Raw genomic sequence first — 19,034 nt, 5'->3', positions numbered from 1 at the left:
AACCTGTTCATGGAGCGAGCGATGGCATGACCATTCCGGTATTGATTTGTGATGATTCAGCGCTGGCACGCAAGCAAATGGCGCGGACACTCCCCAAAGAATGGGACGTGGAAATCTCCTACGCCGCCAACGGCGCGGAGGGACTCGAAGCAATTCGAGCCGGTAAGGGCGAGATCGTTTTTCTCGACCTGAATATGCCGGTAATGGATGGCTACGAAGTACTACGCATGGTGCAACAGCAGGATTTACCCGCCATGATCATTGTGGTCTCCGGCGATATTCAGTTACAGGCCCATCAACGTGTCAAAGCGCTTGGTGCCCTGGATTTCATTCAAAAGCCCGTCACTGCCGACGCAATTATCAACATTCTCGAAGAATATGGCATTCTCTCACTCGCTCTGGAGCCATCCACGACCACTGACAACGCCTCGATGTTGGAGGTCGATCTGCGCGATGCCTGTCAGGAAGTGGCCAACGTTGCCATGGGCCGTGCTGCCGATCTGTTAGCTAAGTTACTCGATGTTTTTGTTTTACTGCCGATCCCGAATGTGAATGTGCTGGAAGTCAGCGAACTTACTATGGCACTGAAAGCGACCGAAAACAGTACCCAGGTCTCGGCACTGTGTCAGGGATTCATTGGTGCCGGTATTGCCGGAGAGGCACTACTGATATTTCATGACTCCAGTTTTGCTGACATGGCGGCGCTGATGGGCATGTCCAATCCGGATAATGCCAACACCGAAATAGAAGTATTAATTGATACCGGTAATGTGCTGATCGGGGCTTTTCTCAACGGGATTGCCGAGCAACTGGATATGACCTTCAGTCAGGCGCATCCGATTGTCCTCGGTCGCCATTGTACCGTGAACGACCTGATCCATGACAATTCCGGCCGCTGGAAACGTACCCTGGCAATGGAGATTAATTACCGGATTGAAGGGCATAACGTGCAATGCGATCTGTTATTGCTGTTTACTGAAGACTCTTTGCCGACACTGAATTTCAAGCTCGGCTATCTGATGCATTAACTGGATACTGCCATGAACCATGATGCTGATCCGATGAATGAACTGCACTGGCTAATTGACATGGTGCAGACAATAGAAGTGGGCCTGGTGGTATTGGATCGCCAGTTCAATATCCAGCTGTGGAACGGCTTTATGGAAAACCACAGTGGGATCTCGCCCAATGAGCTTAAGGGCAACAATTTGTTTCAGCGCTTTCCTGAACTGCCAGCGGACTGGCTGAAACAGAAAATGGAGCAGGTCTTCCTGCTGAAAAACAATGTGTTTATCAGCTGGGAACAGCGTCCTTACATCTTTAAGTTCAACAACTATCGACCGATCACCGGCCGTGCGGAATTCATGTACCAAAACATCACGTTACTGCCACTGTCCTCATTAACGGGTACCAGTCATATCAGCATGATTATTTATGATGTCACCGATATAGCCATCAATAAATTACAGCTGACGGCCGCCAATGAACAGCTGCAACAGTTAACACAACGTGATGAACTTACCCAGCTATTTAATCGGCGACACTGGCAGCAGTTAGTGGAACAGGAATTTGCCCGTTTTAGCCGTTACCAGGAGCCGACAACGCTGATGATGGTGGATATTGACTATCTGAAGCAGATTAATGACCAACACGGACATATTGCCGGGGATCGTGCAATTCAGCATCTGGCACATCTTGTCAGCCGTAATTTACGCAACACCGATGTTGCTTGCCGGTATGGCGCTAACAGCTTTGCTTTGCTATTGCACCATTGTGATACGGTGCAGGCATCACAGCTGGCAGCGAGGCTGCAATTCAGCCTACAGCAAACACCATTATTATTTAATGGCAGCCACCTCAGCTTTGCCATCAGCATCGGGATTTCTACGCTCAATGATGAATGTAGTGGCTATGATCGCTGGTTGGATACTGCGGATGAAGCGCTGGCAAATGCCAAAATGGCAGGTAGAGATCAGATTAATATTGTCGAGTAACCGTCGGGTCACTCATAAAAAAACCGCCTATTGGCGGTTTTTTATGTCTGCCGCGATATCAGGACACTCGTACCACATTGCCACCAAGGTCACTGAATTTCGCTTCGATGTGCTCGTAACCACGGTCCAAGTGATAAATGCGATCGACGACAGTAGTGCCCTCAGCCACCAACCCGGCGATCACCAGACTGGCGGAAGCACGCAGGTCAGTCGCCATCACTTGCGCACCGTTAAGCGACTCCCGACCATGAATAATACAAGTGTTGCCTTCCAGTTCCATACTGGCGCCCATACGATTCAGCTCCGGCACATGCATAAAACGGTTTTCAAAAATGGTTTCCGTAATCGTCCCGGTACCTTGTGCCAGCGCGTTCAACACACAGAACTGCGCCTGCATGTCAGTTGGAAATCCTGGGTAAGGCATGGTTTTCAGGTTCACCGCTTTAGGGCGCTGTCCTTTCATATCCAGCTCAATCCAATCATCACCGACAGTAATCTGTGCACCTGCTTCCTGTAATTTAGCCAGTACCGCTTCCAATGACGCAGGATCAGCGTCCAGGCAACGAATCCGACCACGAGTCACCGCTGCAGCGACCAAAAATGAACCGGTTTCGATACGATCGGGCATCACCCGATAATCACAACCGTGCAGTTTTTCCACGCCTTGAATACGAATGGTCGCGGTGCCCGCCCCTTCAATACGAGCGCCCATGGCTATTAGGCATTTTGCCAGATCAACAACTTCTGGCTCTCTGGCCGCATTTTCAATAATGGTTTCGCCATCCGCCAGCGAGGCTGCCATCAGCAAGTTTTCGGTAGCACCGACGCTCACAGTGTCCATAAAGATATGCGCCCCCTTAAGACGGCCATCAATACGAGCTTTGACGTAGCCTTCCTTGACCTCGATGTGTGCCCCCATCAGCTCTAACCCGTGCAGATGCAAGTTGACCGGCCGGGCACCGATGGCACAGCCACCAGGAAGTGATACATCGGCAGTGCCGTACCGTGCCAACAACGGACCTAACACCAAAATTGACGCACGCATGGTTTTCACCAAATCGTACGGGGCACAGAACTCATGGATATTTGCGGCGTTGATCTGCACTACCCCATTTTGCGGATCTGACACCTCGGCACCGAGGCAACGCATCAATTTGCAGCTAGTGGTGACGTCTCGCAGATTGGGGACATTTGACAAAACCACTGGGTCAGCGGTGAGCACACCGGCCATTAAGATTGGCAATGCCGCATTTTTAGATCCGGAGATCACGACATTACCGGCAAGTGGGCCACTTGCCTGAATAGTTAATTTATCCACGTTACTTCTCTACACTGGCATGTTGAAGATCTTTTCACGCTGCCACTGTGCAGGAGTAAAAGTCTTAATACTGAGGGCGTGCATTTCACCACTGGTAATACGATCCATCAGTGGCGCATAAATCGCCTGTTGCTGCTTGATTTTACTCATACCATCAAAGCAATCGCCTACGGCAACAATTTTGAAATGAGTCCCTTCCACCGTCACATAAACTTCGGTAAGACTCAGCGCTTCGCGCAAAACAGTTTCGATCTCTTGTGTATCCATCAGCGAATATACCTTGTCAGGCGTTGATTACTCATTAAAAAAATCCTGTAAATCATACAGGTCTATCAAACGTTTCACTTGGGTTGATGGTGCCACCAACTGCAACTCCGATGGATGTTGGCTAAGCAACTCCATCAGGAAGGCGACACCGGCGGTGTCGCTATATTCCAGCCCGCTTAACTCCAGCGTCCGGGTGCCTGCGGCCACCAGAGTTTTCCTCTGTGACCACAACTGCTTGACGTCTTCCTGACTCAGTCGACCCAGTACCTGACAACAATCACCCTGTTGCTTGAATTCTATCACAGAGCATCCTTACCTTTAGGTGCACTAAAGTCGATATGTATATTGGCTTTTTCCTGCAACATTGTAATGACGGCATCAATGCCTTTCTCACGCACCATGGAGGTCACTTCTGACTGTTTAGAATTCAGCAGGCTAACGCCTTCTGCCACCATATCGAAGGCTTTCCAGGTATCATCTTTCAAACGACGAACCTTGAATTCCAGTTTGATAGGTGGACGGTCATGATCGACGATCTGCACATCGACTGCGACCATGCGCTCACCGGAAAAATCACTGGCTGGGGCAAATTCAACTTTCTGATCAGTGTAAGCGGTAAATGCCTGGGCATACGTGGTCACCAGATAACCTTCAAATGCCGCGACAAAATCGTCACGCTGCTCTTTGGTGGTGTCCTGCAGATACGGGCCTAACACCTTGTATGCAGCATAACGAGAGTCAACATAAGGCATCAACTCTTCAGTGACGATGGTTTTCAGGTAGTCAGGATTGGCTTGAATTTTGTCCTGCTCCTGATGAAAACGTGCAAAAGTCTGATCTGCCACTTCCTTAATCATGGCATAAGGATCTTTATAGTCTTTTGCAGCAGTTTGTGCGTGAACGACTACCGGCAACAGCATACACACTGCTGCCATTACACCCATTAATTTCTTCAACATAAAAGACTCCTTATTTCTTATCCTTGGAACCAGCGCTATACAAGAACTGGCCGATAAGATCCTCTAACACCATTGCCGAATGGGTATCATCAATACGATCCCCATCCTTCAGAATGGACACATCATCATCAACAAAACCTGGGGTCAGCCCGAGATATTGTTCTCCTAATAGCCCCGAAGTCAGCACTGATAAACTGCTGGTTTCCGGGAAATTATCGTATTGCTTGTCCATTGTCAGCGTAACGACTGGCTCCATTTTCTTTGGATCCAAAGAAATACCGCTGACACGGCCAACAACTACCCCGCCAACTTTTACCGGAGAACGCACCTTCAAACCGCCGACGTTGCTGAACTCAGCTGTCAAAGTGTATGTGTCACTAGAAGTACGTACCTCTACGTTGGCGACCTTATATACCAGCACCAGAAATGCCGCCATCCCCGCTACGAGAAACATACCTACCAAGAATTCAATTTTTCTTGTCAACATAATCAGTTACCAAAGTTAAACGCTATTATCCATTAATTGCCAAACATCAGTGCTGTCAGCAAAAAGTCCAGAGCCAGTACCGCTAAGCTTGATTGCACCACAGTCTGAGTGGTGGCCCGGCTAATCCCTTCCGGGTTGGGCACCAGATGGTAACCACGATATAACGCTATCCAAGTCACTACCCAGGAAAATACAAAGCTTTTAATCAGACAATTCACAATATCTTGGCGCCACTCAACCGCAGCTTGCAGAATCGACCAGAAGGCACCGTTATCAATACCCTTCCACTCAACGCCTACCAGATAACCGCCATAGATCCCCACCGCCGTAAACATCAACGCCAGCAGCGGCATGCTGATAAAACCAGCCCAAAACCGCGGCGCTATAATCTGACGCAGAGGATCTACTGCCATCATTTCCAGACTCGACAGCTGTTCAGTGCTTTTCATCAACCCCAGTTCAGCGGTTAATGCCGAACCGGCCCTACCCGCAAACAATAAAGCGGTAACCACGGGGCCAAGTTCACGCAACAGACTCAAGGCAACTAAAGGCCCCAGGCTTTGTTCCGTGCCGAAATCCACTAAAATGGTATAGCCCTGCAGCGCCAATACCATGCCGATGAACAAACCGGAAACCAGGATGATCACCATCGACTGCACGCCAACAACATAAATCTGTTTGACCAGTAACGGTGTCCCTTTTTTGGGTCGAGGTAACTGTACCAACGACCCCCACAGCAACAATCCGGCTTTACCTAAGCCGGAAATCAATCCCAGAGCATCATGTCCGAGATCGGCAATAGAATCAGTCAGACGCACCCAGTAACTCCTTCTGATAATCCATGGCGGGATAATGGAATGGTACAGGACCATCCGGCGCACCATCGATAAACTGCCGTAATTGCGGATTGTCAGCCTGCCGTAACGCTTCCGGCGACCCTTCAGCAATAATCCGTTTATCCGCGATGACGTAGGCATAGTCAGCAATACTCAGGACTTCACCGACATCGTGAGACACCACAACCGAAGTCAGGGATAAGGCATCAGACAACTCGCGGATCAGTTTCACCAGCACGCCCATCGAGATGGGATCTTGTCCTGCAAACGGTTCATCGTACATCACCATTTCCGGTTCCATTGCAATCGCTCTGGCGAGTGCAGCACGTCGTTGCATCCCGCCGGAAAGTTCGCTGGGCATCAAGGATGCGGCACCGCGTAGCCCGACCGCCTCAAGCTTCATCAGGACGATACGGCGAATAATCGCTTCTGGCAGACCAGAATGTTCACGCAGTGCAAAAGCGGTGTTGTCGAATACGTTCATGTCAGTGAACAAGGCACCACTTTGAAACAGCATGCTCATACGCTTACGCACATCAAACAGCTCATGACGTGAGAGTTTATGGATGTTTTTCCCTTCAAACAGTACTTCACCGCTATCAGGAGTAAGCTGACCACCAATCAGCTTCAGCAATGTCGTTTTGCCGATACCGCTGGGGCCCATTATGGCGGTTACCTTGCCTTTGGGGATGCTCAGATTGATCTTATCGTAGAGCACCCGAGAGCCCCTGCTGAAACAGAGGTTCTTGACTTCGACCAACGCAGTCTGGGTTTGGCTCATGTTTGCTTCCAGTTCTAAAAATTCCTGTTTTATGAGTGGGATTTGCCGCTTATCCCGTCACAGACGTAACCCTGAGTTACCGGAACGTTCTCAGATTGCCAACATCGATGTTTTGCATCTTGGAAACACTCCAATCATGTTAGTCACGCCAATCTGAACCGTTACTGAACAGCCTTCTGTGAACCAGAGGCCTGATATAATCAGCGATAAATTGTACGCAATAGAGTTACGGCACACAACTGGCAGCCCCAGTGGAAGAGGCGCCCTTTCAATTTCCAGCAAATACAGCGACAATGCAGCGCTAGGTTCAGGGAAAAACGATTGTTCAATGCTATTCAATATTTTTTTACTGTTGGCTGGACTGCTGTTTTTAGTCTGGAGCGCTGATAAATTTGTTTATGGTTCAAGTGCTTTGGCTCGAAACCTTGGGCTTCCCTCGTTATTAATTGGTTTGACGATTGTTGCCATGGGGAGTTCCGCACCAGAAATGTTTGTGGCGGCAACGGCATCATTATCCGCGCGACCAGACACCGCAATAGGCAATGTTCTGGGATCTAATGTTGCAAATATTTCGCTAATCTTGGGGATTACCGCATTATTTGGCGCAATTCGTGTCAGTTCTCAGACACTGTTTCGGGAAATTCCCCTGATGTTGATTGCCACCCTGTTTGCGGGTTACTGCCTTGCCGATCGGCAATTAACCCGTACAGAAGGGACAATACTGGTGCTGCTGTTTCTGACAGTGATGGGCTACCTTATCTGGCATGCTTTCGCTCACAGAGAACAGGATGTGTTGGCGGATGACGCCGACAGCGATATTCCGAAAGATGTCGCCACTTGGAAAGCCTTGTGCTGGATTGCGGTCGGCATCATATTATTGCCACTGGCAGCTAACTGGATGGTCGAAGGTGCGGTCGGTATCGCCAAGTATTTTGGCATGTCAGATCTGGTGATTGGTCTCACAATTATCGCGGTTGGCACAAGTTTGCCGGAGTTAGCCGCCTGTATCATGGGTGTGCTGCGCCAAGAGGACGACCTGGCTATTGGCAATATCGTAGGTTCAAACCTGTTCAACATCCTTGCAGTGCTGGCTATTCCTGGATTAATTGCGCCCGGAGAAGTAGATGCCTCAGCCGCCAGCCGGGATGTTTATATGGTGTTAGGTACCAGCACAGCACTGGCCCTATTGATCCTGTTGAGCAGCAAAAAGCAGCGCGAATTGAAAAGGTGGCACGGCGTCACCTTGCTTACCAGCTTTGTATGCTATCAGATTAGCCTGTTCTAGCCTCCGCGTTGAGTGTTGAACAGAAACAAGAGAGAAAGATATGACAGATGCAAGTCAGTTGCGTCATTGGGGACGCAAAGTCATTGATATCGAAAAACAAGCCTTAGATAACCTGTATCAATACGTTGATTCTGAAGAATTTGCCCAGGCTTGCGAGATGATTTACCACTGCAGTGGCAAAGTGATCGTGATGGGGATGGGAAAATCCGGCCATGTAGGGAACAAGATTTCAGCGACGCTGGCCAGTACCGGTACGCCCGCTTTTTTTGTGCATCCGGGTGAAGCCAGTCACGGCGATCTTGGTGTCATCAGCCACAACGACATTGTGCTCGCCATTTCCAACTCCGGTGAATCCAATGAAATTCTTACCCTGATGCCAGTCATCAAGCGACAAGGCATTCCGGTTATCACCATGACGGGTAACCCGGAATCCACCATGGCCAAACTGGCACAACTGCACCTGTGTATTAAAGTGCCGGAGGAAGCCTGTCCATTAGGATTAGCCCCCACGTCCAGCACTACCGCGACCTTAGTCATGGGCGATGCACTGGCTATTGCGCTGCTGCAAGCGAAAGGGTTCACCAAGGATGATTTTGCGCTGTCTCATCCAGGGGGCGCCTTAGGTCGTAAACTATTGTTGAAAGTCGATAATGTCATGCACAAAGGTCATGACATTCCGCTGGTACATCATGATATCTGCATTACTGACGCCCTTTATGAAATCTCCAAAAAAGGCTTGGGAATGACCGCGGTAATTGACGGAGACAACAAGCTAGTAGGTATCTTTACTGATGGGGATTTGCGCAGAGTAATTGACGCAGAAGTCAATTTACGTCAGACCCGGATTGCGGATGTGATGACCCGTAACTGCATTACAATTAAAACTAATATTCTTGCAGCAGAAGCCCTTAAGGTGATGGATGACCGCAGCATTAATGGCTTGATTGTCGTCGATGCCGAAAATCATCCGATAGGAGCGCTGAATATGCTGGATTTAGTCAACGCGGGGGTCATTTAATGGCGCAAGACAGCTTTTACGGACCCGTTGCCGATGAGATTTGGCAGTTAGCCAAGCAGATACGACTACTGATTTGTGACGTTGATGGCGTCTTTTCGGATGGCCGCATCTATCTTGGAAACCATGGTGAAGAACTCAAAGCGTTCCACACTCGTGACGGTTATGGCGTAAAAGCGTTGCTCAACGCCGGGATTCAAGTCGCGGTGATTACTGGACGTAAATCACAAATTGTTGAAGACCGTATGACGGCGCTAGGGATCCCTCATATATTTCAGGGCGTTGATAATAAATTGGAGCCATTCAACTGGCTGCTGCAACATTATCAACTACCACCACAACAGGTGGCCTATATTGGGGATGACATGGTGGATCTGCCGGTAATGCAACAGGTAGGCCTCAGCGTATGTGTTGCTGACGGGCATCCTCGAGTCAGACAGCTAGTGCATCTGGTCACCTATCTCAATGGCGGCTATGGGGCACTGCGTGAACTGGCAGATCTGTTACTGATGAGTCAGGATAAAATTGCATCCGCACACGGCATGAGTATATGAACAGAGTCACCTTGGCCATTATCGCGTTCTTTACCGCTGCACTGGTGTTGTACTGGCAGGTACAGAACAAACGCAATTCGGAAGCCACCCAGCTGTCTACCGATGTGATTCAGCCCGATTACGTAGCAGACGATTTACGCAGTGTCAGCTATGACCAAAACGGAATGATCTCCAGTCGGGTGTCAGCTAAGCACATGGAACACTATGAGCAGGATGACCGGACAGTATTTACTAATCCGGTATACTGGGTATTCCCAGACAAGGGTCAGACCGAGTGGCGCATGACCGCATTGCAAGGACAACTCGATAAACACAGCAACAAGGTGGTGTTGCAAAATGATGTTATTATTGACGCCATCAGTCCAACTGAACCGATACAATCTATCAGTACCAGTTATCTGGAACTGAACCTTAGCAACATGATTATGACGTCAGACAAAAATATTCTGATCAATGGTCAGGACTTCAATATCACAGGTCTGGGGCTATACGCTGATCTCAACGCTCAGCAGGTCAAACTGCTTAGTCAGGTAAAAGGAACCTATGAAACGAAATAAGCTTATTTTCGCTGCTATGCTGTGCCTTACCAGCCTTTCAGCTGCTGCGGTTGATAAAGATCTGCTGCAACAACTGGAAATATCCGCTGATGCGCAGTCGGCAGATATCAAGAACAAGCAAGTCGTGTACAGCGGCCATGTGATTGTGACCCAAGGTTCAATGAAGCTCACAGCCGCCGAAGTCAACGCATCCAGTTCCGATAAAGACGGCGAAAGAGTATTGATTGCAAAAGGTTCACCGGCCACCTTTCGTCAGAAATTAGAAGATGGCCGTATTGCGAACGCCAGCGCCAATGAAATTCACTACAACATTAATAAACGCGTACTGACGCTCATCGGTAAAGCAAAGGTGGAACAAGGTGGCAGCGTTTCCACTGCAGAAAAAATTGTCTATGACCTTAAAAACCAGCAGTTGCAAGCCTCCAGCAGCGGCCAGGGAGAAGATCGTGTGACCACGGTCATCCAGCCTGACAACTACCAGCAGCAACCCAAAAAGGATCCCCAGCAGGAGCAGCAATGAGTAATACCTTGATCGCCCATAACCTTGCGAAAAGCTACAAAAAAAGAATGGTCGTGAAAGATGTCAGTCTGTCGGTTGCAACAGGTCAGATTGTGGGATTATTGGGACCCAATGGTGCAGGGAAAACCACGACATTTTACATGGTAGTCGGCTTGATCCAGAGCGATAAGGGACGGATCTTTATCGATCAAGATGAGCTGACCATGGATCCCATGCACCTTCGCGCTCGCAAAGGTATTGGCTATCTGCCGCAAGAAGCCAGTATTTTCCGTAAGCTAACTGTTCGCGATAACATCATGGCAGTATTGCAGATCAGAAAAGATCTGGATCGCGATGGCCGTGAAGAACAACTGGAACAGTTACTCGAAGAGTTTCACATCACCCATATTCGCGACAGCATGGGGATGTCACTTTCGGGAGGTGAGCGCCGGCGTGTCGAGATTGCCAGAGCCTTGGCCGCAGACCCGAAATTCATTCTGTTGGATGAACCCTTTGCTGGCGTAGACCCCATCTCCGTTATTGATATTAAAAAAATTATTGAACAATTGCGGTCACGTGGACTGGGTGTGCTGATTACGGATCATAACGTGCGTGAAACACTTGATGTTTGTGAACATGCATACATTGTCAGCCACGGACAACTGATCGCCGAAGGCACCCCTGCCGAGATCCTCGACAACCAACAAGTCCGTGCTGTGTACTTGGGTGAACAATTCAAGCTATAGTAAACACCGGGAGCGCTTACAGCTTTAAAACGTTAAAGTCTGTAATTACTAGAATTTTTATAAAGTTATAAGATGTAGGGGTAAGCGGTAACATGAAAACGTCACTCCAGCTCAAACTGGGTCAACAACTGACCATGACACCTCAACTGCAGCAGGCAATACGTTTGCTGCAGCTGTCGTCGCTGGAGTTACAACAGGAAATTCAAGAAGCCTTAGAAGCAAACCCGCTGCTCGAAGTGAATGAAGACAACCAAAGCACCGACAGCAATCATGATATCGATAACAATTTAGAGGCACCGGAGCCGAGCGAACATATCGAAGATAGTTCGACGGTAGAAACCTCGGACGCACTCACTAGCCAGGCACTCCCTGAAGAGCTGCCAATGGATACTACCTGGGATGAGGTTTTTACTGCCGCTCCGGCTATGTCCAGTGGTCCTATCCGTGATGACGATACCCCATTTCAGGGAGAAACTTCTGAAGGTTTGCATGAACACCTGGAATGGCAGAAGAACCTGACACCGTTCTCAGAAACTGATGCAGCAATCGCCACTGCAATTATCGAAGCGATTGATGATCAAGGATATCTGACGCAAACCACGGAGGATATTCTGGATGCTATGGGCAATCCGGAAATCGAGCTAGAAGAAGTAGAAGCGGTATTGAAACGCATCCAACACTTCGATCCTGTCGGTGTCGCTGCACGGGATCTGCGTGAATGTTTGCTGATCCAGCTGTCGCAATATAGTGATGACACCCCGCATCTCGAAAACGCCATTATGCTGCTGGAACAGCATCTTGACCTGATCGCTGCCAAAGATTATCGCACACTGATGCGCAAGACCCGTTTGAGAGAAGAAGATCTGCGTGACGCGATTAGTTTGATCCAATCGCTTAATCCACGTCCCGGACTATTAGTGCAGCCTCAGGATGACGAGTACGTGATCCCAGATGTCAGCGTGTGGAAGAAAAATGGTCGCTGGGTGGTAGAACTCAACCCAGACTGCATGCCCAAACTCAGTATTAATCAGCAATATGCCGCTATGGCCCGCAGTGCGCGGAGCCAATCCGACAGCCAGTTTATCCGCGGACACCTGCAAGAAGCCAAATGGTTTATCAAGAGTCTGGAAAGCCGCAATGAAACACTACTAAAGGTGGCTAACTGCATTGTACAGTTTCAGCAGGGATTCTTTGAATATGGCGAAGAAGCCATGAAACCGATGGTGCTCAATGATATTGCCGAAGCCGTTGATATGCACGAATCGACAATTTCCCGAGTGACAACGCAGAAATACATGCATACGCCACGCGGTATATTTGAGCTAAAATATTTCTTTTCCAGCCACGTCGGTACTGAAGACGGTGGCGAATGTTCATCGACGGCAATCCGCGCCTTTATCAAAAAACTGGTGGCCGCGGAGAACCAGAAAAAGCCGCTCAGCGACAGCAAAATGGCACAGTTGCTGGCTGAGCAGGGAATTAACGTGGCACGCCGAACCATCGCCAAATACCGCGAAGCCATGATGATCCCACCATCGAATCAGCGTAAGAGTTTGTAATTCCACAGTACCCCTATGGAGGACACCCTATGCAAATCAACCTGGCAGGCCATCATATTGAGATCACCGACTCGTTGCGCAGCTATGTGGAGAGTAAATTTGCAAAACTTGAACGCCATTTCGAACAGATCAATAATGTGCACGTCGTACTCAATGTTGAGAAAGCAATACAACGAGTCGAAGCCAAGCTACATCTGAATGGTGGAGAGGTGCACGGCACCGCAGAACACACCGATATGTACGCTGCCATCGACGCTCTAATTGATAAATTGGATCGTCAGGTCATTAAATACAAAGAAAAGCTGACAAAATACTCATGATGGAACTTAGTACCATCCTGCGGCCGGAGTGTACCGCATGTGCCACACCCGGCAGCAAGAAAAAGGTATTGGAGCTCATCAGCGAACTCGCAGCAGCCCAGTATCCAAACCTGTCGTCCCAAGCCATTTTCGAAAGTCTGCTGGTCAGAGAGAAAATGGGAAGTACCGGTATCGGGAATGGCATTGCCATTCCCCATGGTCGCTTGCCGGACATTAAAGATCCTATCGCCGTGCTGATTAAGTGCGACGAACCGATCCCCTTTGACGCTATCGATAATCAACCGGTAGACATCTTGTTTGCGTTGGTAGTGCCCGCCGATCAATGTCAGCAGCATCTCAGTACTTTGTCGGCGATGGCCGAGAAACTCAGTGATAAGCTGATACTCAAGCAACTGCGGAAAGCCACCACCAAAGAAGAACTGTATCAGGTGATCACCGGATGAAATTGGCCATTGTCTCAGGCCGCTCAGGCTCAGGAAAATCTGTAGCGTTACGAGTGCTGGAAGACTTGGGCTATTACTGCGTTGATAACCTGCCACTCCCCATGATTGGCAGTCTGTTAGACAATCTGCGCGGCAGTAACGAACTGGTCGCGATTAGCGTCGATGTGCGCAACATGCCTAACCAGGAAAAAGTCCTGGAAAGTCAGATACAAAATCTGCCACAAGGCACTGAAGTCATCAGTTTCTTTTTAAACGCATCCGATAAGGTGCTGCTTAAACGTTACAGTGAAACCCGACGTCTACATCCGTTATCCAAGAGCAAAATCTCCCTTAAAGATGCGATTGAGCAGGAAGGCAAACTACTCGCGCCGATGTCGCAGCTAATGGATCACTACATAGATACCTCTAACATGAATATCTATGAGCTGAGTGACACCGTACGCGAAATTTTGCTGGGGACAGTGACCAAGGAGCTGGTGATTAACTTTGAGTCGTTTGGCTTTAAGCACGGTCTCCCCGCAGAAGCTGATTTCATCTTTGATGCGCGCTTTCTACCTAATCCTCATTGGGAGCCGCAGTTAAGACCGTTAACTGGGCTTGACGAACCAGTACGTGAGTTTCTCAACCGTCAGCCACTGGTGAATAAATTCATCTGGCAGATCGAGAACCTGCTCGATACCTGGCTGCCGCACTTGGAGCGCAATAACCGTAGCTATCTGACCGTTGCTATCGGTTGCACTGGTGGCCAACATCGTTCAGTGTACGTTGCTGAACAACTGGCTAAACGCTTCAGCAACAGTAAACATAAAGTGCAGGCTCATCACCGGGATTTAGCGCATGCCAAGAATTGAGCGCGAAGTCACCATACAGAACAAGCTCGGGTTACATGCACGGGCCGCGACCAAATTGGCGGTACTGGCAAACGAGTTTGATGCCAACATCCTTTTAGTTCAGGGACAAAAACAAGCATCAGCGGCGAGCGTGCTGGGATTGCTCATGCTGGAAACGGGCATGGGGAAAACGATTCGTCTGATTGTTGATGGTCCCGATGCTGAACCGGCAATGGAGGCTATTTGTAACTTGATCAACTCTCGCTTTGACGAAGCCAGTTAGTAGTTCCTTTCTGATATCTCCCATTGTAAGCTAGCTTAATTTCCCGTTACTACAAATGCTTAAGGGAAAAGGATGCCAGCAGAAACCCAGGCCCAACAAACTGCGATTGATCATCTTGAACACCTGAACCAGGCACTAGACAGTGGCTTATTTGTTCATGTGCGCGAAATGTTGCACCACATGGCCCCAGCCGATATCGCCCACATTCTGGAATCATCCCCACCAAAGACCCGTCAAATCCTATGGCAATTAGTTGACCACGCTCATAGTGGCGAGATCCTTGAAGAGTTGGGCGAAGACATGAAGGATCAACTGATCAGCCTGATGAGTCCAACCCATCTGGCTAAAGTCACCGCGGGCATGGATACCGACGATCTGGCGTATGTCCTACGTAGCCTGCCCGATAGCTTGTATCGTCAGGTGTTACAATCGATGAGTGTCCAGGATCGCACTCGCGTTGAACAAGCACTTTCTTATCCGGATGATACCGCTGGAAGTCTGATGAATACCGATACGGTGACCATCAGACCAGACGTCAACATCGATGTGGTGTTGCGTTACCTGCGCCAGCGGGGGGAATTACCCAAAGCCACAGATACCCTCTATGTAGTGGATCACCAAGATTGCTTGTTAGGTGGCATCACCTTGGCCCAGCTACTTACCTGTTCATCGAGCACCGGAATTATCAGCATTATGAATCGGCAACTGGAATCCATTCCAGTCACCATGACGGATAGTGAAGTCGCCAAGCTCTTTGAACGTCATGATTGGCTGTCAGCTCCTGTTGTGGATGATAAAGGCAAATTATTAGGCCGCATCACCATTGATGATGTGGTGGATGTGATCCGTGAGGATGCCGAGCATTCGCTGATGGGGATGGCGGGGATGGATGACGCAGAGGATACCTTTGGCCCAGTGTTAAAAAGTGCCGGAAGACGTTCTCTATGGCTAAGCCTCAATCTGTTAACTGCATTACTCGCCGCTTCAGTATCTAATCTATTTGAAGGCACCTTGGAAAAATTTGCTACCGTCGCGATTTTGATGACCATTGTGCCGAGTATGGGAGGCGTCGCGGGCAATCAGACGCTGGTGTTGGTGATTCGCGGAATTGCACTGGGGCATTTGGGACAACGCAACACTCGCTGGCTGATAGTCAAAGAGTTATTGATAGGGGTACTGAATGGGTTGTTGTGGGCCGGACTGATCTTTATTGCTGTCTGGCTGTGGAAACACGATGTGACACTTGGCTTGCTCATCGCGGGAGCCATGTTGGTAAATCTCACCGCCGCCGGCCTTGCTGGCGCAGTTATCCCCATTTTATTGAAAAAGCTGCATATTGACCCGGCACTTGCTGGCGGTATGGTGTTAACCACAGTGACAGACGTGGTGGGCCTATTTGCCTTTCTGGGATTGGCTACCTTATTTCTCGGACATTGACAGACGAGCCAATGCAGGTAAGAAGATTATCGAACAAAAAGGCCACACAAAGGTGGCCTTGATGATGCAACCAATCTTATTGTGCTAATGGGCTCAACACTATCTCCACCCGGCGATTTTGTGCTCGTCCTTGCGCAGTGCTATTACTGGCGATGGGATTACTCTCACCTAAGCCCTGAGTAACCACACGCTGGCCGGATACGCCTTTCTGGATCAGATAATTACCAACAGAAGCAGCTCGCACCTGAGACAGCCTTAAGTTATAAGATTCGGAACCAGTGCTGTCGGTGTAACCGATGACATTCAGCTGGGTTTTGGGATACTCTTTTGCGACTAAAGCGACGCTATCAAGCACTTGCATCGCACCACCACTCAGGTCGGTCTTATCCACCTGGAAAGTGATTTCATTCGGCATATTCAAGATGATGTTATCACCTGAGCGAGTGACACTGACGCCGGAAGCAGAAAGCTGCTGACGCAGTTTTGCCTCCTGAACATCCATATAGTAACCAATACCGCCACCGACTGCGGCACCAGAAGCGGCGCCGATTAAAGCACCTTTACCACGGTCACTCTTACTTGAAGTGGCAACACCAACAATCGCACCTGCCGCCGCACCAATCAATGCACCAGTACCGGCTTTAGAGGTTTGCTGTTCATTTGTGTAAGGATTGACAGTGGTACAACCGGCTGCCAAAAACACCACTAGTGAGGCAGCAGTTATAGGCTTCAAATACTTGTTCATGGTGGGGTCTCCTTTTCGTCTCACCGTGAATTGCTTTGCGTTTCAGTATATAGCCATCCCCGGCCAAGACAAATAATTGAAGAATGAGTAGTCGCACTAATTACGAATTATTCAGAATGGATTCAGTTACCGCTGTCTTAACCACCGATTCATTAAAAAAATTATCAGCGGGTTGATCTGCACCAAACAAGTGCAACACGCACATCGTTGGAACTAGGGTAAATTTTCGAAATTTTACTGATTAAATATAATTAATTGTTTTTATTAATAAAAAAATATTTAAAAAAATTGGCACAGTTCTTACATATATCGAAAGTAGTATTCCGGTGCAGTAGGAGGTAAACGATGAAAATCTTTTCTCACTTTTTCCGAAGCTGTCGCGAACATTGGCAACGCTACCAACATCTGGGCATTAGCCAATGGGATATGGAATAACAAGTTTTAGAGCTAAACGACATAACAAAGTTAGGAGATGAAGATGGAAATGACAGATACCGTTCGGCATCAAGCAGTCATCGAAGTCACCCATCATGGGCGCTTACTGTTCGATGTTGCGCGTCAGTATGGCCTTCCTACTAAAACTTTGTACTTGTGGGTACGTCAGAGTGAACAAACCTCTGAGGCGCACGCAAGCTGGATGTATGGCATTACCTCCATGATGTCGCAGCTAAAAGCTAAATATTTTAATTAACGATTTCGACAAGTTTGAACTGAACTAGTAACAGTTATCGCCCCCAACGATAGAAAAAGTGTGCTCCCCAAATTTTGCGCTTTTCTAGGTTCACTCTTGTCATTTTTATTCAAAGCCAATCGTTAGAAATGATTGGCGGCAGCGCACGGATGCAGTTTGCCAAGGTTTCGACCTGAGTGGGCTGAACAATATTTGTTATCGCCCCCAACGATAGAAATGTGCAAAAACAATAAGAAAGCGCTAATTCTAGGTTCACTCATGTCGTCTTTTATTTGCACTGTTGCAGTGCTGTTTATCATAGGTTTGCCACCTTCGATAAATACAGTTTCGGCAGAGTTAAGAAGTTAAGGTTCAACTATCGCCCCCAACGATGGAAGTTCCAATAATAAACATACAAACTGAAAATTTTTAACGATTATCTCTGTCATTTTTATTCTGGTTGGAATCGTCGTAATGACGATTCCAACCGCCCTGAAGGGACTCTTCCGCGGCCATAGCCATCTTCTGCACGTGCGTTTTTATTTGTCAGTATTCACACATCAAACAGCTGGTTTCCAGGCACGGGTCATTTCTCTTTTTCCCAAGGCACCTGGATAGGCCTTAACGTTAAACCCTACTGCTTTTAAATCTCGCTTAAATTGACCATTTGCACAGTATGAAACCAGTAATCCTCCTGGTTGTAGCATCCCATAGCATTTGCCCAAATTTTCAGACTGCCAAACCTCCGGCTGCTTATTAGGCGCAAAGGCATCGAAATAAATGAGATTAACCTGCTGTTCTGGAAGAGAAACTTGTTCTAATCTGCGACGACATTTGGTTAGCCAAAACCCAGGAACTAACTCCGTTGCCTGTTCCCATGGACAGTCATGCAAGGCGTCAAACAAAGGTGAATATTCGGGCGTGAGCAATTGCTTGTAATTGAGCGAGCTGATGAGTTCACGAGTTAACGGATAGGGTTCAATACTGATATATCGTACCGTTAATAGCGGCAGATGTTGCAGTTGACGCTGTTGGTTTACTTGTTGAAAGTGCCCAAGGGTCAACAATGCGTTCAGACCTGTGCCGAACCCCACTTCAAAAATTGCGAGCGCATTAAAGGTATTGATAATTTCGTCAAAGCCTGCGCCGATAAATACATAACGCGACTCGGCAATTGCCCCTTTATGGGAGTGATAAGTTTCATTTAACGAGGCATTAAATAAGGTATGTGACCCATCATCAGTCACTTGCAGTGTCACCTGTTCCATCATAAACACTTGTAAAATTGGCGTGCACGAATTATCCGGCTTAGCGAGTATCGCCCGCAAGTCTCTCACGGTGCTAAATAACTGATCCTAATTCTGCTACAGCGCTGCCAATCCATGTAGGTTTCCCGGATAGGGTGAAGCGGTTTCCATAAATCGCCTCACCCTACGTAGCAACTGCCAC

24 protein-coding genes are annotated in these 19,034 nt (G+C 48.4%); 15 read left to right on the top strand and 9 right to left on the bottom strand.

Translation table 11 applies throughout. From position 1 onward, the window contains the following. Positions 1 to 26: 26 nt before the first annotated feature. Both PY479_RS02000 and PY479_RS01995 read left to right on the top strand, forming a co-directional pair. Positions 27 to 1,028 (top strand): response regulator, encoded by a 1,002-nt coding sequence (locus PY479_RS02000; RefSeq protein ID WP_275482712.1) that lies wholly within the window; start codon positions 27 to 29, stop codon positions 1,026 to 1,028. 12 nt (positions 1,029 to 1,040) lie between these two features. Then, positions 1,041 to 1,994, top strand: coding sequence for a sensor domain-containing diguanylate cyclase (locus tag PY479_RS01995; RefSeq protein ID WP_212595354.1), 954 nt, complete (start codon positions 1,041 to 1,043; stop codon positions 1,992 to 1,994). 58 nt (positions 1,995 to 2,052) lie between these two features. Here PY479_RS01995 and murA read toward each other — a convergent pair whose 3' ends face one another. From murA to mlaF, 7 genes are read right to left on the bottom strand one after another with little or no spacing between them, the layout of a single operon-like run. Then, positions 2,053 to 3,312, bottom strand: coding sequence for a UDP-N-acetylglucosamine 1-carboxyvinyltransferase (gene murA, locus PY479_RS01990; protein WP_212595353.1), 1,260 nt, complete (start codon positions 3,310 to 3,312; stop codon positions 2,053 to 2,055). 9 nt (positions 3,313 to 3,321) lie between these two features. After that, positions 3,322 to 3,579 carry a BolA family protein gene (locus PY479_RS01985; protein WP_212595352.1) on the bottom strand — a complete coding sequence of 86 codons (258 nt, stop codon included), beginning with the start codon at positions 3,577 to 3,579 and terminating at the stop codon, positions 3,322 to 3,324. 27 nt (positions 3,580 to 3,606) lie between these two features. Beyond that, entirely contained in the window at positions 3,607 to 3,882 is a 276-nt protein-coding gene (locus PY479_RS01980; protein ID WP_275482711.1) for an STAS domain-containing protein, read from the bottom strand. Further along, positions 3,879 to 4,538: a phospholipid-binding protein MlaC gene (gene mlaC, locus PY479_RS01975; RefSeq protein WP_212595350.1), complete on the bottom strand. Its 660-nt coding sequence runs from the start codon at positions 4,536 to 4,538 to the stop codon at positions 3,879 to 3,881. Before mlaC ends, PY479_RS01980 begins: the two co-directional genes overlap by 4 nt. Before the next feature lie 10 nt (positions 4,539 to 4,548). Further along, entirely contained in the window at positions 4,549 to 5,025 is a 477-nt protein-coding gene (gene mlaD / locus PY479_RS01970; protein ID WP_275482710.1) for an outer membrane lipid asymmetry maintenance protein MlaD, read from the bottom strand. 32 nt (positions 5,026 to 5,057) lie between these two features. Beyond that, positions 5,058 to 5,843 carry a lipid asymmetry maintenance ABC transporter permease subunit MlaE gene (gene mlaE / locus PY479_RS01965; RefSeq protein ID WP_275482709.1) on the bottom strand — a complete coding sequence of 262 codons (786 nt, stop codon included), beginning with the start codon at positions 5,841 to 5,843 and terminating at the stop codon, positions 5,058 to 5,060. After that, on the bottom strand, positions 5,830 to 6,642 hold the full coding sequence (gene mlaF / locus PY479_RS01960) for a phospholipid ABC transporter ATP-binding protein MlaF (protein WP_212595347.1): 813 nt from the start codon (positions 6,640 to 6,642) through the stop codon (positions 5,830 to 5,832). Before mlaF ends, mlaE begins: the two co-directional genes overlap by 14 nt. Before the next feature lie 328 nt (positions 6,643 to 6,970). Between mlaF and PY479_RS01955 the strand changes: the two genes are divergently transcribed. From PY479_RS01955 to mgtE, 12 genes are all read left to right on the top strand, one after another. Then, positions 6,971 to 7,927 carry a calcium/sodium antiporter gene (locus PY479_RS01955; RefSeq protein WP_275482708.1) on the top strand — a complete coding sequence of 319 codons (957 nt, stop codon included), beginning with the start codon at positions 6,971 to 6,973 and terminating at the stop codon, positions 7,925 to 7,927. A 40-nt stretch (positions 7,928 to 7,967) separates the two neighbouring features. Continuing rightward, a complete protein-coding gene (locus PY479_RS01950) occupies positions 7,968 to 8,945 on the top strand; it encodes a KpsF/GutQ family sugar-phosphate isomerase (RefSeq protein WP_275482707.1) in 978 nt (325 codons plus the stop codon). After that, positions 8,945 to 9,496 carry a 3-deoxy-manno-octulosonate-8-phosphatase KdsC gene (kdsC, locus tag PY479_RS01945; RefSeq protein ID WP_212595344.1) on the top strand — a complete coding sequence of 184 codons (552 nt, stop codon included), beginning with the start codon at positions 8,945 to 8,947 and terminating at the stop codon, positions 9,494 to 9,496. The genes PY479_RS01950 and kdsC overlap by 1 nt, the downstream gene beginning before the upstream one ends. Next, positions 9,493 to 10,053, top strand: coding sequence for an LPS export ABC transporter periplasmic protein LptC (gene lptC / locus PY479_RS01940; protein WP_212595343.1), 561 nt, complete (start codon positions 9,493 to 9,495; stop codon positions 10,051 to 10,053). The genes kdsC and lptC overlap by 4 nt, the downstream gene beginning before the upstream one ends. Further along, the gene (gene lptA / locus PY479_RS01935) at positions 10,040 to 10,573 is read left to right on the top strand and encodes a lipopolysaccharide transport periplasmic protein LptA (protein ID WP_212595342.1); all 534 of its coding nucleotides are present in this window, start codon (positions 10,040 to 10,042) and stop codon (positions 10,571 to 10,573) included. The genes lptC and lptA overlap by 14 nt, the downstream gene beginning before the upstream one ends. Next, positions 10,570 to 11,298: an LPS export ABC transporter ATP-binding protein gene (gene lptB / locus PY479_RS01930; protein ID WP_212595341.1), complete on the top strand. Its 729-nt coding sequence runs from the start codon at positions 10,570 to 10,572 to the stop codon at positions 11,296 to 11,298. Before lptA ends, lptB begins: the two co-directional genes overlap by 4 nt. Before the next feature lie 92 nt (positions 11,299 to 11,390). Next, positions 11,391 to 12,857 carry an RNA polymerase factor sigma-54 gene (locus tag PY479_RS01925; protein WP_212595340.1) on the top strand — a complete coding sequence of 489 codons (1,467 nt, stop codon included), beginning with the start codon at positions 11,391 to 11,393 and terminating at the stop codon, positions 12,855 to 12,857. Positions 12,858 to 12,886: 29 nt separating this feature from the next. Then, positions 12,887 to 13,177: a ribosome hibernation promoting factor gene (hpf, locus tag PY479_RS01920; RefSeq protein WP_212595339.1), complete on the top strand. Its 291-nt coding sequence runs from the start codon at positions 12,887 to 12,889 to the stop codon at positions 13,175 to 13,177. Further along, positions 13,177 to 13,620 carry a PTS IIA-like nitrogen regulatory protein PtsN gene (gene ptsN, locus PY479_RS01915; protein WP_212596493.1) on the top strand — a complete coding sequence of 148 codons (444 nt, stop codon included), beginning with the start codon at positions 13,177 to 13,179 and terminating at the stop codon, positions 13,618 to 13,620. The genes hpf and ptsN overlap by 1 nt, the downstream gene beginning before the upstream one ends. After that, positions 13,617 to 14,471: an RNase adapter RapZ gene (rapZ, locus tag PY479_RS01910; protein ID WP_212595338.1), complete on the top strand. Its 855-nt coding sequence runs from the start codon at positions 13,617 to 13,619 to the stop codon at positions 14,469 to 14,471. The genes ptsN and rapZ overlap by 4 nt, the downstream gene beginning before the upstream one ends. Then, complete coding sequence (locus PY479_RS01905; protein ID WP_212595337.1) at positions 14,458 to 14,733, top strand: HPr family phosphocarrier protein; 276 nt, start codon at positions 14,458 to 14,460, stop codon at positions 14,731 to 14,733. Before rapZ ends, PY479_RS01905 begins: the two co-directional genes overlap by 14 nt. Positions 14,734 to 14,805: 72 nt before the next feature. Further along, positions 14,806 to 16,170 carry a magnesium transporter gene (gene mgtE, locus PY479_RS01900; protein WP_275482706.1) on the top strand — a complete coding sequence of 455 codons (1,365 nt, stop codon included), beginning with the start codon at positions 14,806 to 14,808 and terminating at the stop codon, positions 16,168 to 16,170. Between the two features lie 76 nt (positions 16,171 to 16,246). Here mgtE and PY479_RS01895 read toward each other — a convergent pair whose 3' ends face one another. Continuing rightward, a complete protein-coding gene (locus PY479_RS01895; protein WP_212595335.1) occupies positions 16,247 to 16,915 on the bottom strand; it encodes an OmpA family protein in 669 nt (222 codons plus the stop codon). A 478-nt stretch (positions 16,916 to 17,393) separates the two neighbouring features. On the opposite strand from PY479_RS01895, the gene PY479_RS01890 reads away from it, so the two are divergent. Continuing rightward, positions 17,394 to 17,606 carry a transposase gene (locus PY479_RS01890; RefSeq protein ID WP_212595334.1) on the top strand — a complete coding sequence of 71 codons (213 nt, stop codon included), beginning with the start codon at positions 17,394 to 17,396 and terminating at the stop codon, positions 17,604 to 17,606. A 539-nt stretch (positions 17,607 to 18,145) separates the two neighbouring features. On the opposite strand, the gene mnmD is transcribed toward PY479_RS01890, so the two are convergent. Beyond that, a complete protein-coding gene (mnmD, locus tag PY479_RS01885; protein ID WP_275482705.1) occupies positions 18,146 to 18,856 on the bottom strand; it encodes a tRNA (5-methylaminomethyl-2-thiouridine)(34)-methyltransferase MnmD in 711 nt (236 codons plus the stop codon). Positions 18,857 to 19,034: the final 178 nt, after the last annotated feature.

Origin of the sequence: Shewanella sp. A32, from assembly GCF_029167175.1 — a bacterium.
Taxonomy (GTDB): domain Bacteria; phylum Pseudomonadota; class Gammaproteobacteria; order Enterobacterales; family Shewanellaceae; genus Shewanella; species Shewanella yunxiaonensis.
Note: the sequence above shows the minus strand (reverse complement) of the source record. Positions and strands in the feature narration are given on the sequence as shown.